The sequence below is a fragment of the Anaerobutyricum hallii DSM 3353 genome (genome assembly GCF_000173975.1).
Taxonomy (GTDB): Bacteria; Bacillota; Clostridia; order Lachnospirales; family Lachnospiraceae; genus Anaerobutyricum; species Anaerobutyricum hallii.
Window position 1 is genome coordinate 69,694 of the sequence record NZ_ACEP01000029.1, and the last position, 12,939, is coordinate 82,632.

14 protein-coding genes are annotated in these 12,939 nt (G+C 41.3%); 10 read left to right on the forward strand and 4 right to left on the reverse strand.

Annotated features, from left to right (window positions below; genetic code table 11):
* Nucleotide 1 precedes the first annotated feature (1 nt).
* The 3 genes from EUBHAL_RS02000 to EUBHAL_RS02010 all read left to right on the forward strand — a co-directional run bounded on the left by EUBHAL_RS02000 (nucleotide 2) and on the right by EUBHAL_RS02010 (nucleotide 5,228).
* Nucleotides 2-1,615 (forward strand): nickel ABC transporter substrate-binding protein, encoded by a 1,614-nt coding sequence (locus EUBHAL_RS02000; protein WP_005344256.1) that lies wholly within the window; start codon nucleotides 2-4, stop codon nucleotides 1,613-1,615.
* Between the two features lie 131 nt (nucleotides 1,616-1,746).
* A complete protein-coding gene (locus EUBHAL_RS02005) occupies nucleotides 1,747-3,486 on the forward strand; it encodes an ABC transporter ATP-binding protein (RefSeq protein WP_044921515.1) in 1,740 nt (579 codons plus the stop codon).
* A gap of 11 nt (nucleotides 3,487-3,497) precedes the next feature.
* Nucleotides 3,498-5,228: an ABC transporter ATP-binding protein gene (locus tag EUBHAL_RS02010; protein WP_005344260.1), complete on the forward strand. Its 1,731-nt coding sequence runs from the start codon at nucleotides 3,498-3,500 to the stop codon at nucleotides 5,226-5,228.
* A gap of 175 nt (nucleotides 5,229-5,403) precedes the next feature.
* Here EUBHAL_RS02010 and EUBHAL_RS02015 read toward each other — a convergent pair whose 3' ends face one another.
* Both EUBHAL_RS02015 and EUBHAL_RS02020 read right to left on the reverse strand, forming a co-directional pair.
* Entirely contained in the window at nucleotides 5,404-6,783 is a 1,380-nt protein-coding gene (locus tag EUBHAL_RS02015) for a relaxase/mobilization nuclease domain-containing protein (RefSeq protein WP_005344261.1), read from the reverse strand.
* On the reverse strand, nucleotides 6,750-7,073 hold the full coding sequence (locus tag EUBHAL_RS02020) for a MobC family plasmid mobilization relaxosome protein (protein ID WP_005344262.1): 324 nt from the start codon (nucleotides 7,071-7,073) through the stop codon (nucleotides 6,750-6,752). Before EUBHAL_RS02020 ends, EUBHAL_RS02015 begins: the two co-directional genes overlap by 34 nt.
* A 249-nt stretch (nucleotides 7,074-7,322) precedes the next feature.
* On the opposite strand from EUBHAL_RS02020, the gene EUBHAL_RS02025 reads away from it, so the two are divergent.
* Nucleotides 7,323-7,697 carry an MmcQ/YjbR family DNA-binding protein gene (locus EUBHAL_RS02025; protein ID WP_005344263.1) on the forward strand — a complete coding sequence of 125 codons (375 nt, stop codon included), beginning with the start codon at nucleotides 7,323-7,325 and terminating at the stop codon, nucleotides 7,695-7,697.
* Between the two features lie 102 nt (nucleotides 7,698-7,799).
* On the opposite strand, the gene EUBHAL_RS02030 is transcribed toward EUBHAL_RS02025, so the two are convergent.
* Both EUBHAL_RS02030 and EUBHAL_RS02035 read right to left on the reverse strand, forming a co-directional pair.
* Nucleotides 7,800-8,000 (reverse strand): helix-turn-helix transcriptional regulator, encoded by a 201-nt coding sequence (locus tag EUBHAL_RS02030; RefSeq protein ID WP_005344265.1) that lies wholly within the window; start codon nucleotides 7,998-8,000, stop codon nucleotides 7,800-7,802.
* A 56-nt stretch (nucleotides 8,001-8,056) separates the two neighbouring features.
* Entirely contained in the window at nucleotides 8,057-8,788 is a 732-nt protein-coding gene (locus EUBHAL_RS02035; RefSeq protein ID WP_005344266.1) for a helix-turn-helix domain-containing protein, read from the reverse strand.
* A 194-nt stretch (nucleotides 8,789-8,982) separates the two neighbouring features.
* Here EUBHAL_RS02035 and dinB point away from each other — a divergent pair, with 194 nt between their 5' ends.
* The 6 genes from dinB to EUBHAL_RS02065 all read left to right on the forward strand — a co-directional run bounded on the left by dinB (nucleotide 8,983) and on the right by EUBHAL_RS02065 (nucleotide 12,856).
* Nucleotides 8,983-10,230, forward strand: a complete 1,248-nt coding sequence (dinB, locus tag EUBHAL_RS02040; protein WP_044921517.1) for a DNA polymerase IV — start codon at nucleotides 8,983-8,985, stop codon at nucleotides 10,228-10,230.
* Between the two features lie 14 nt (nucleotides 10,231-10,244).
* Nucleotides 10,245-10,457, forward strand: coding sequence for a LexA family protein (locus EUBHAL_RS02045; RefSeq protein WP_005344268.1), 213 nt, complete (start codon nucleotides 10,245-10,247; stop codon nucleotides 10,455-10,457).
* 12 nt (nucleotides 10,458-10,469) lie between these two features.
* Nucleotides 10,470-10,709 carry a hypothetical protein gene (locus EUBHAL_RS02050; protein ID WP_005344271.1) on the forward strand — a complete coding sequence of 80 codons (240 nt, stop codon included), beginning with the start codon at nucleotides 10,470-10,472 and terminating at the stop codon, nucleotides 10,707-10,709.
* A 250-nt stretch (nucleotides 10,710-10,959) separates the two neighbouring features.
* The gene (locus tag EUBHAL_RS02055; RefSeq protein ID WP_005344273.1) at nucleotides 10,960-11,532 is read left to right on the forward strand and encodes an ArpU family phage packaging/lysis transcriptional regulator; all 573 of its coding nucleotides are present in this window, start codon (nucleotides 10,960-10,962) and stop codon (nucleotides 11,530-11,532) included.
* A gap of 9 nt (nucleotides 11,533-11,541) precedes the next feature.
* Entirely contained in the window at nucleotides 11,542-11,913 is a 372-nt protein-coding gene (locus tag EUBHAL_RS02060; RefSeq protein ID WP_044921552.1) for a hypothetical protein, read from the forward strand.
* 103 nt (nucleotides 11,914-12,016) lie between these two features.
* Nucleotides 12,017-12,856 (forward strand): PD-(D/E)XK nuclease family transposase, encoded by an 840-nt coding sequence (locus EUBHAL_RS02065; RefSeq protein ID WP_044921519.1) that lies wholly within the window; start codon nucleotides 12,017-12,019, stop codon nucleotides 12,854-12,856.
* Nucleotides 12,857-12,939 lie beyond the last annotated feature (83 nt).

Below are 12,939 nucleotides of genomic sequence, written 5' to 3' on the forward strand. Positions count from 1 at the left end.
CATGAAACAGATTTACAAGAAACTTCTCGCCGCTGTATTGGGCGTGAGTATGCTTCTGTCTATGGTCGGCTGTGGTCAGAATGATACCTCCGATCAGACGCAGACTGGCGGTGAAAACGAAGCGAAGGTACTGACGATCGTCACGGCTAAGGAATTGGACAGCCTTACGACACTGACCATGAACAAGGAAAACAATATTGCCTGTGGCCTGGTCTATGAGACTTTAGTCGCCTATGAGGACGGGGAAATTGTTCCCGAACTGGCCGAGGAATGGGGATGGGATGAGACAAATACTGTCCTTACCTTTAAGCTCCGTCAGGATGTTGCTTTTACAGATGGAGCCGCTTTTAATGCGGAAAGCGTAAAGGAAATTCTGGACTTTGACCGTTCCAACCCTAATTTTAGCGGTATCAAGGGCATTTACAACATTGAAAGCGTAGAGGTTGTTGACGAATACACGGTGGCCGTTCATTATGCTGCCCCTTGCTTCTCTTATATCAATGACTTCTGCTTCCAGAATGTTGCTGGTATGATGTCCCCGAATGTGTTTGAAGCTGAAAACTTCCAGACATTCACAGATGTTGTCGGCACTGGTCCATACATCCGCGAAGAAATGATTTCCGGTGACTGCACCCGTTTTGTCAGAAATGAAAACTATTGGGGCGAAGCTCCTTACTATGATGAAGTTGTCATAAAGTATATCCCGGAGGCATCTTCCAGACTTCAGGCATTACAGACTGGTGAGGTTGACCTGATTTACGGTGCTGACCTTCTCAGCTATGATGACTATAATCAGGCTCTTTCTCTGGATGGGATCGAGGGCGCAATCAATGATGGAAATACCCTGACCCGGAACCTGGTTCTGAATGCGTCCAGCGAAATTTTGAGCGATCTTAAGGTTCGCCAGGCGATTGCATACGCTGTCAATAAGGAAGAAATCACCAAGGGCCTGACCTATGGATACGAAACTCCGGCCACCAGCCTGTTTGCACCCGGAGCGCCCTACACAGACATTACTTATAACAGCACATGGAGCTATGATCTGGATAAAGCAAATGCACTTCTGGATGAAGCTGGATGGGTGATGAATGAAAGCACTGGTATCCGTGAAAAAGATGGACAGCAGCTTTCCCTGAATTACACCTATTGGACTGATCTTTCTCTTGCACAGGACATGGCTCTTGCAATTAAGACCCAGCTTGCAGAGGTTGGTATTGACGTAACCACTACCGGCCAGGATCAGATGACCTGGTGGACCGAAGGCGTTGCAGGAAATTATGACATTACAACATGGAATACAGAAGGGTCTTATACTGAACCGCACAAGTTCCTGCAGGAATCCCTCGGTGCTGATCCTCATGCTATTTCCTTGCAGGCACTTGAGGATTTCCAGAGCTATTCGGATGCGGTAAATGCGTTCTCCACCTCTGCTGATCCCGAAGTGGTTCAGAGTGCGATTGCTACTGCACTGAATGTTTCCAACGACAATGTGATTGACCTTCCGATCTCCTATTCTAAGGATCTGGTTGTATATAATTCCTCCAAAATCGCCGGATATACTTTCTCCAGCGTGCCACAGTTCTTTGAGATCGATAACGTACAGCCTGCGGAATAAATATAATCCAATGTCTAAATGGAGTGTTTAACGCCCTATCAGAGTGGCAGAAAATAGCCGAATAGATATAATAGAGGTTGGTTAGAAGTGTTTAACCAATCTCTATTTTTATGAAAAGGAGCGTATGTGAAATGGACAAGAAAGATAATCCCATGTCCAGACTGATGGAACTTGCCGCTCCATATAAGGGTGAATATGTTCTTTCAGTGATTTTGGCAATCCTGGGTGTTGCCGCCGGATTGCTACCGTTTTTTGCAGTTTCAAAAATTGTGATTCTCTTGATGGATGGAGAGACATCTGTGTCCGTCTATATGGAGTGGTGTCTGATTGCGGGAATTGGTTTCCTTGGGAAAGTATGCTTTGCAAATTTCTCTACTTTAGTTTCCCATACGGCCACTTTCGCAACTCTGGCGGAGATCCGCCTGAAACTAGCAGATAAACTTACCAGGGTTCCGATGGGCTATATGATTAACACCCCATCGGGAGAATTAAAAAATGTCTTGGTAGATCGTGTGGAGGGAATGGAAACGACCCTTGCGCATTTAGTACCGGAGCTGACAGCGAATCTCTGTATTCCGATTTGTATTCTGATTTACCTACTGTTTTTGGATTGGAGAATGGCGCTGGCTGCATTGATTACCCTGCCGATTGGTATGTTGTGCTATAAGGGAATGGCAAATGGATATGAAGAAAAATTCCAGGGTCTTATTATGCGCATGCGTAAAATGACCAGCACTGTGGTTGAGTATATCGGCGGAATAGAAGTCATTAAGGCGTTTAATCAGTCTGCTAATTCTTACCAGAAATATTCAGATGCCGTTGAAGATAATGCGGCCTATGCTGTGAACTGGATGAAAAGCGTGCAGCTTTACAAATCCATGCTTGTTACAATCTGGCCCAGTGTGTTAGTGTGTGTTCTTCCTATTGGCTGTGTCCTGTACCGGAACGGGAGCCTGAGCGTTCCGGCATTTGTTACCTGTATCGTGCTGTCATTGGGTATTATCACACCAATTTTAAATGCCATGAACTTTACGGACAGCATTTCTCAAATGAAATCAGTAGTCGGGGAATTGTGCGCCGTATTGGATGAAAAAGAACTGGATCGCCCGGAAACGCCGGTGTCTATTCATTCTTCCAATATTGTGTTAGAAAACGTCAGCTTTTCGTATGAAAGCGAAAAGCCATTGCTAAAAAATATCAACCTTTCTATTCCAGAAAACAGCATTACCGCTTTTGTCGGTCCCAGTGGCGGCGGCAAGTCTACCATTACGAAGCTGATTGCGGGATTTTGGGATGTAACAAACGGAACTGTCAAGTTAGACGGAACAGATATTCGCAAAATTCCGTTGTCACAGCTTATGGATAACATCGCTTATATTTCACAGGACAACTATCTTTTTGACGAAACTGTTTTAGAAAATATCCGTATGGGAAAACCATCCGCAACGGATGAAGAAGTATATCAGGCTGCCAGAGATTGTGGCTGCTATGATTTCATTCTGAATCTGGAAAATGGATTCCATACAGTTGTCGGAGGTGCAGGAGGTCACTTGTCGGGCGGTGAGCGCCAGAGAATTGCGATTGCCCGCGCTGTACTGAAAAATGCGCCGATTGTTATTCTTGACGAGGCAACCGCTTACATTGACGCCGGGAATGAAGCCTTAATTCAAGAGGCAATGGCAAAAGTGATTGCCGGGAAAACCGTTCTGATGATTGCGCACCGTCTTTCTACGATTACCGATGCAGATAAAATTGTTGTCATAAAAGATGGGCAGATTATTGACGAAGGAACACATGAAAACTTATTGACTTCCTGTACGCTCTATCAGGAAATGTGGAAAGCGCACATGGACACAAAAGATGTGGCGTAGGAGGTGCGAAGATGATAAAGACATTAAGCAAGATTTATCAGTTTTCAGGGAAAATGCAGGGGACAATGAAAAAAGCTATCCTTTTTTCTGTCCTGCACTCCCTTTTTGATATGATGTCCTTTGGAGCATTAGCCATGGTTTTTTCGGGTTTAACAGACGGTTTTACTACGTCTATGATCTGGATGATATTTGGAATCACCCTGGCAAGCATGCTGCTTAAAATTTATTGCAGCTACATTTCAGATTTCGGCAAGGTGCAAATTGGATATTTTATGTGCGCGGAGAAACGGATTCATATTGGAGATCGCATGAAATATATGCCGATGGGGTATTTCAACGATCACAATTTGGGGAATTTGACTTCTGTCGTCACTACGACTATGGGCGATATTGAAAATAATGCGTCCATGGTGCTAACCAACATATTAGGCGGCTATATCCATGCAGCGATTATTACTATTGTTATGCTCTGTATCGACTGGCGGATCGGACTGACGATTTTGTGCGGGATTCTGCTTTTTACATGGTGCATCGGCCGGTTACAGAAAAAATCGGAAACGGTTTCGCCACAAAGACAGCAGGCCCAGGAGACTCTCGTTTCTAATGTACTGGAATACGTTCAAGGGATGCTGATTGTAAAATCCTTTAATCTCGGTCAAAATTCCAATAGCAAAATGAGACAGGCAATTCTGGACAGCAAGGATAAAAATCTGAAATTAGAGCGTACATTCGTCCCTTACAATATGCTGCAACAAATCATTCTCTACGGAACAAGTATTCTTGTTATAGTGGAGGGGTTGTACTTTTACCTGAATGGAACGATGGCGCTTTCCATTTGCCTGCTTATGACAGTAGCATCATTTATGCTCTTTAGTCAGCTTCAGTCGGCGGGGAATACTTCCTCTCTCCTGCGGTTACTGGATGTTTCGATTGACAAGGTAAACGAAATTGATAACACGCCCGTTATGGACGAACATGGTAAACCTATCAATCCCCCAAATTATAATATTGTTTTTGATGATGTTTCTTTTTCCTATGGAGAACACAAGATTCTGGATCATGTGAGCCTCTCTATTCCCGAAAAAACCGTAACGGCTATTGTTGGTCCGTCCGGTGCCGGAAAAAGTACGCTTTGTAACCTAATCGCTCGATTCTGGGATGTTGACGATGGAAAAATTACAATCGGCGGTATAGATGTTCGAGATTACACACTGGACAGTCTGCTCACCAATATCAGTGAGGTATTCCAGAAGGTATATCTTTTTGCTGATACCATAGAAAATAATATCAAATTCGGCAATCCAGCGGCTTCCCATAACGAAGTTGTAAAAGCAGCTCAAAAGGCGTGCTGCCATGATTTTATTATGAGTCTGCCTGATGGCTACGACACCGTTATTGGTGAGGGAGGCGCTACATTGTCCGGCGGTGAAAAACAACGGATTTCGATTGCCAGAGCAATCTTGAAAGACGCTCCTATCATCATTTTAGACGAAGCTACATCAAGTGTTGATCCAGAGAATGAAAATCTTCTGATGGGCGCTATTTCAGAGCTGACGAAGAATAAAACGGTTATTATGATAGCTCATCGGCTAAAAACAGTCAGAAATGCGGATCAGATTTTTGTATTGTCAGGTGGTCACATTGTTCAGACAGGCAAACATGAGGATTTGATAAGGCAGCCTGGTATTTATGCAGATTTCATTGGTATTCGTAAGAAAGCGATTGGATGGAAATTGAGATAAGAGCTCCTACTTCCAGAGTAGTACGGACAGTTCGCTTCTCTATATAGACCATTGCAGGGAGGGACAGATCGAAAATGTTATACATTTGGTTATGTGCCACATTATACATTAAGAAAAAATGAGATTGGAACTTTGGGAAGAGTCAGAAGAAGATGAATGAGGGCACAAAGTGCCCTCATTCATCTCTCGAGATAGGTACTGATTCTCGTTTTGTCTGAAGTGAATCGGATTTTACATTTGGAGTATACATCAAAGCAATGAAATTCTGCTGGATGATATCTAGTGTCTTCTGTTTTTTCTGTAATTCCTGTTTTTCGCGGACAGTAGCTGCCTGTTCAGATTCAAGATTTTCAATCCGTTTCTGGATTTTATTAGAGCTTGGGATTTTGGTAACACCGAGATCCTGAAGCTCTTTTTTTAGTGAATCGTGGAGCTGGTATTCTGCCTGATGCTTGGTTCGGTATGCTTTTGGATTTTTAGCAGATCTGCAATCTTCAATCACTTTACGGCAAAGCCGGTAAGAATCACAGTGTTTCCGAATGATTTTCTGTGTGCTCAGCTCACTGTTGATTTGCGTTATTCTCTGCTCAGCCGCTTTAACAGAAGCATTAACATCAGAAAGATGCTGCTGGAAATCTTCATAATTCAGTAGGTTATTTTCGGAAAGATAGTTGAAGGTGCGGGCCGCCTCTTTCAAATTATTGAGCTTTGCCCATCGTTCAAATCCTTCTCGATTGCCGGTTGTAACATACGTGGAGATATTGATATACAGGCGGGCTTCTCTGGACAGATGCTTTGGAGCTTTTACTTTGCTACGATTTTTTGCCAGGCGGATGCGAACATTTTCTTCGGAATAATAGCTTCCGAGAGATTTCATATAAGTGAAGTTTTTCTGCTCTGGTGCACGGAAGGACAGGTGCTTTCCTTGGCGGATTTCATATCCGGCTAACTGCATCTTTTGCAGAAATTCCTCATAGTTGATGGAAGCCCAGATTGCCTTATCAACCGCAACACGTAGCTTGGCTTTCCAACTGGTGCCACGATGATATTCCATGTTCTCTTTATAGCTTTTGCCTTTTTCTCCGATTGGCATACTGGTGGTAAGTCCGTTTTCATGGCAGATACGATTACTGATCCGGCAGAGTTTATGGTAGCTCCGCTTATTGGAAACATACTTGTGATGATCAACAAAGCTTGCAGCGTTGAAGATGATGTGATTGTGAATATGATTTTTGTCAACGTGGGTGCTGATCACATACTCATATTTTCCTTTTAGTACTTCATCTGCGAATTGCTGTCCTAAGCGATGGGCGGTTTCGGCATCAACTTCTCCAGGTTTGAACGACTGGATCAGATGAAATGCCAGGTTATCACCTTTATCCATTCCATTCTTTTTTGCCATTTCTCTAGTCATAGAAAATTCAAGATCTGCAGTTTCCGGGGAACAGCCAAAACTGGAAACTAACAGTTTTTCTTCTGTTTTATCTGGATTTGTGATGTAGTCCAGAGCTTTCTTGTCTGTTACTTTAATGGGGAAGATCTTAAGATACGCCATAATTCTTTCACCATCTCTTTCAATTCTTGCATTTCTTCCGGATATAGATCTCCGGTGGTATTTACCTTTTTTGCAATCTGGTTGATATTTACACCAATCTTGTGCATTTCCTCATACTGTTTCTTCAGTGGAGTGGTATCTGTGTTGACGATGTAACCGTCGATTGCCATTTTGCGAAGATAAGCTCCCATGTTTTTGGTCTTTGATTCAATCATCTTTCTACGGATAAGCTTCCGTTCTTCTTCTGTGACATAGAAATGGATTTCTTTGCTTCTCTTTCTTTCAGCCATTGGCGTGTTCTCCTTTCTGAGAAGGTAGTAGTATCGTTGCTTTCAGCTTTTTTCAATTTAGGGCAGGGTTCCCTAAATTGGGATTTCCCGGAAGTGTATCCTCACTTCCTGTCCTTGCTGTTTTACCTCTCTATTAGTTAAAGTCAGGAGAACCGGGAAAATGCAAAAGAATTTGGCAGGTAGTACGGGATACGAAAATGTGGTATGATTATGGGCAGGATATCAGAAGAATCAGGAGTTGAATAGATTGTGAAGAAAGAAGAAATTTTTGAATATGTGCAGAAACAGTATGGCACGATTCCGGAATATTTATGGAGTAAACTACCGGACAGTGCAGTACTTCGACATAAGAATGGGAAATGGTATGCAGTGATCATGACGGTTGAAAAATCGAAACTGGGATTAGAAGGAAGAGAGCTGCTTGATATCATTGACGTAAAGTGTGATCCGGACATGACAAATATGATTATTCAGACTTATGGATTTTTACCTGGGTATCATATGAATAAGCAGCACTGGATCACTATTTTACTGGATGGTTCGGTCAGCGAAGCAAAGGTACTGGACTTTTTAGATATGAGTTATGACCTGATTGATGGAGCAGGCAGAAAGGAAAACAAATGAGAAAAGCAATCGTATATGCATCTGTGCATCATGGAATTACACTGATTTTTGAGCAAAAGGAAAACCGGGGATTTTATTCCTCGGTTTTTCGGCTGTTATGCTTCAGTCTTCAACTTGAAAAATATCTTCTACAGGCACTTTCAGGTAATGTGCCAGCCGGATTGCAATCTCAAGAGAGGGATTACGTTCTCCACGTTCGATGCGGCCTATAGTCTGGCTGCAGGAACCTATGGCTTCAGCCAAATCTGCTTGAATGAGATTCCGTTCTTCACGAATATCTTTTAGTGTATTATTGATTGCCATTCAATCACTTCCTTTGCTTATTGTTATCAGCAGGATCATGAACCTGCTGTTGAAATCTAATGGAATCCCGGAATTTCTGCACCTTTGCATTTTCCGATTACTTTTCCAAAAATCTTAAAAGAGTCAGATTCCAAAACTTGGATAGGACGATATTTTTGATTTAAAGAAATCAGATAAACACCATCTGGCTCATCGTGTAATTCCTTGATGTAAGTATTACCGTTGAGATAGAAGATTCCAATTTCACCATTAGCAAGAGAATCTATTTTCTGAATCCATGCGACATCGCCTGTATGATAAAGTGGTTCCATACTGTCACCGGAGATCCGTACACCAAAGTCAGTCTGCTCAGGAGCAAGGTGTCCTACGTCATAAGTTTCTTTTACAGAATCTTCCAGGTAATTTCCAGTACCAGCAGAAACTGGTTCCCAGGTAATTTCTACAGGATGATGGAATGGGATAATCTTTGCAGACAGTGGAGAAAACTTTTTAGAAGCTTTCAAAATATCAGCAAATTCAATCAATTTATTTCTGCCTTCTTCATTCAATCCACTCATAATGTTATATGGATTTTCTCCAAAGAAAGATTCATATATATCTTCGATATCAAGTAACTGGCAAAGTGTCAGGAAAACATGTAAAGCTGGTTCTCGTGCATTGGTCTCCCATTTGGAGATTGCTTTTGTAGTGACCTGAATACCTTCCTGAGAAAGCAGGTCTACCAGATCTGATTGAGAGTATCCTTTCTTTTTTCTATTTTCTGCTAATATTTCCCCGAAATCACGCATTTGTTCGCCTCATTTCTATTTGAATTTTCTATATGCATTATACCGTATGTTAGAAATAAAATCAACAATAATCTCCAAAATGGAGAAAATACAACCAAGATGTTACTTGACTATCTCCGGAATGTCGATATATACTAAACATACAGAAATTGATAAGACATCATGTTGAAGGAAACAGCTGGGAGGTGAAAAGTTTGAGTGAGCGTGTGATCCTGCATAGTGATATGAACTGTTTTTATGCCAGTGTAGAAATGCTACATCATCCGGAATTTGCTGGAATGCCTCTGGCAGTAGGTGGCGATCCGGAAGCCCGGCATGGAATTGTGTTGACAGCAAATTATATTGCCAAGAAACAAGGAGTAAAAACCGGAATGGCATTATGGCAGGCGAAACAGGTTTGCCCGGAAATTATTTTTGTACCACCAAGGATGGATTTATATTTGCGATTTTCACAAATGGCAAGAGAAATCTATTCAGAGTATACAGACAAAATTGAGCCATATGGAATTGATGAAGCCTGGCTGGATGTATCAGATAGTGGAAATCTGAAAGGAAGCGGAATGACGATTGCAAGAGAAATCAGCCATCGGATTAAATACGAACTGGGTGTAACGGTAAGTATTGGAATTTCCTGGAATAAGATTTATGCGAAACTTGGCTCGGATTATAAAAAGCCGGATGCAATCACAGAGTTTAATCGAGAAAATTATAAAGACAGGATATGGCAGCTTCCAGCGTCAGATTTGCTTTATGTCGGAAGACAGACAAATAAGAAATTGCAAAAACTTGGAATCCGGACAATCGGGCAACTTGCGGAATCAGACGAAAAGTTGTTAGAGAGTCATTTTGGAAAAATAGGAAATGTATTATGGGCTTTCGCAAATGGCTGGGATGAAGATCCGGTTTGCAAGGAAGGATATGAAGCACCAGTAAAGTCGATAGGTAATAGCACTACAACACCGAGAGATCTGGAAAATGATCTGGATGTCTGGATCATTCAAATAGCATTGGCAGAAAGTGTAGCTGCACGATTGCGGAAACATGGATTTAAATGCAAAACAGTAGAAATTACAGTTCGAGATAATGGATTGTATAGTTTTTCCAGACAGATACATTTACGACAGCCAACGAATATTACAAACGAGATTGTAACTGCAGCATTTCAGCTATTTAAAGATAATTACAAATGGGAATATCCCATTAGAAGCCTGGGAATCCGAGCTGCGGATCTTGTGTTAGATGATATTCCCGTGCAGTTGGATTTATTTGGAAATCAGGAGAAAAAGGAAAAGTTAGAGAAGCTGGATCGTACTGTAGATGAGATCAGACGACGGTTTGGTTATTTCAGTATACAGCGAGCGGCAATGTATCAGGATAAAGTCTTATCCCACTTAGACGCTGGTACGCACACGATCCATCCACACAGTTATTTTCATGGGTAATTGGAGGGATAGATTTGAAAAAAGCATTAACCAGAAAACAGAAAGAAAGTTATCAGTGTATTTTGGATTATACGAAGGAGCATGGATATCCGCCGACAGTACGGGAATTTGGAAAATTGATCGGGGTGAAATCAACATCATCAGCATTTTCCAGAATCAAGCAGTTGGAGTTAAATGGATATATCCGCAGAATCCCGGCATCGCCAAGAGCAATTGAGATTTTATAGTGAGGTGTCGGCATGAACAAAGTATATGTAGATGTAGTAGCAGAGTTTCGTAAAGACGGACAGCTGGTTCCCATATTTTTTACATGGGAGGATGGAAGAAAATATAGTATTGACAGAATTTTGAAAATCGAGCGATGCGCCAGCAGAAAGGCAGGCGGTGTAGGAATGATGTACACCTGTATGATACAGGGGCAGGAAAGCCACTTGTTTTACGAAGTGGATAAATGGTTTATGGAGAGAAAAACAGCATAAGGAGAGATTGGTATAGACGATATTATTTGGATTATTAACCGGCAGGGATAGTCACTTTCCCTTTATATTCCTGCAGGTTTTACATAAGAAGATGGATTTCGGTCAGCAAAGGCAGCTCCCACAATGCCTTTTGGATATCCGATTCTGCAAGTTGTAGTAAGTAATTGCTTCCCATCAAAATCATGGGGAAAGCGAACTGGTCTGAAAGACCGCCAGTTAGTGTGATGATGATAAGGAGATTTTGAAACTGATGACAGACAGAGATTATGCAATTAAATCAATGAAAGAAATTACCTTCCAGATGGCAAGTCATGCACAGGATTATCTGGAAGTTACAATCGAAAGACATTATACTGATATTAAAGAATTGATGACAAGCTATCAGAAATTGATTTTGGAAAATCAGATTGTGTTAGAAGAACTGGATATGGAATGCCAGGAGAAAATCAATGAAGATATGGCATATGTATTGAGTTATCTGAGCATTTATAACAACCAGCTGAATGTGCCAAAGATGCACCGGGAGATGAATAATCTGATGATTATTTATGGATTGTCGGACATGATCTATCGGGGAATGACTTTGGTGAAGTTCTATGCACCGAATGGTGTGATGCTCAGTGAAATCCTTCATTCCTGTTTTTGCAGTCATTATAATAAGACAGATGTGGAAGTACAACAGGAGTTGGGAATAGGCAGGACTTCTTTTTATAAAATGAAGAAGCAGGCACTTGGGTATTTAGGATTTTATTTTTATGAGATCGTGGTACCGCAGGCAAAGGATAAAAGATTTAAACCGTCACTGGGCGTTGAGGAAGAGTAGGTGAATAATATGAGATACGAAGATTCGATGAAAGGTGTAGCTGCTCAGATAATCAAAGAACAGCAGCGAGTCAGTAAAATTAAAAACAATCCAGAAGAGTTCCATTGGCATGACGAATATGCAACGTTGAATTTCTTTCGGTTTATCTGCAAAAATATCGGTAACTTGGGAAATGGAGAAATTGAGAAAATGGTCACACGCTTGAAAAGCATAGATCAGAAAGCAGTGGAAAACCATGTGAATGGTGCTGTCTGGGCATTTGATTATGATAAGATGTTCTGTGTATTGATGGAAAATGAAATTTGCCGAAAGGTGTGTGAAAAGAATAAATATAATAGTTGGATGAAACTGATTGGAAATTATTGTTTTCAAGTGGTGTAGGATAAAATAGTGGCTTGTGAAAAGCTGATTTTGATGTTAAGATGAAATTGGGATAGGAGACATTTAGGAACCTATCCTGACATAGCAAAGAATGGAGGCGAGAATGGACGTGGCGAAAGAAGAAATCGTGAAAACAGAAGAATTGGAAACACGTTACGAAAGATACAAGGGTATCTTAAAAGACCTTACCATCATGAGCGATGTGTTTATGCGGAATGTATTCAAGAAACGGGAATGTACAGAATATGTTCTGCAGGTAATTATGAATAAAAAGGATCTGAAAGTGATTGATCAAGTTCTGCAGAAAGACTATAAGAATTTGCAGGGGCGTTCAGCTATTCTGGACTGTGTTGCCAGAGATTCTGAAGGCAAGCAGATGGATGTAGAAATCCAACAGGACAACGAAGGGGCATCTCCCAAAAGAGCAAGGTATCATAGTGGTCTGATGGATATGAACACATTAAATCCAGGACAGGATTTTGATGACCTTCCGGAAAGCTACGTGATTTTTATCACCAGAGACGATGCACTTGGATACGGACTTCCGATTTATCATATAGACAGGAAAATCGAAGAAGTCAGTGAGAATTTTAAGGATGAAGCTCATATTATCTATGTAAATTCTAAGAAACAAGAGGATACAGAATTAGGCAGACTGATGCATGATCTTCACTGTAAGAATGCAGAAGATATGCACAGTAAGATACTTGCTGACAGAGTATACGAATTGAAGGAAACACAGAAAGGGGTGGAATTCATGTGCCGTGAGATGGAACAGATTTATAGTGAAGGTATTGAAAGTGGTGAGCTGAAAAAAGCAAAAGCCTCAGCATTATCCATGGCTGCGGATGGAATGAAAGTTGATAAAATAGCCCACTATCTTAATGTGAGTGTTCAAATGGTGCAGAAATGGATTGATGAGAGCATGAGTGTTGCACATTAACAAATGATAAATTTTAATGGAGCTACCAGAGGATACTAATTCTTCTGGTGGCTTTTTTGTGTGTTGCATGTATAAAAAATGAA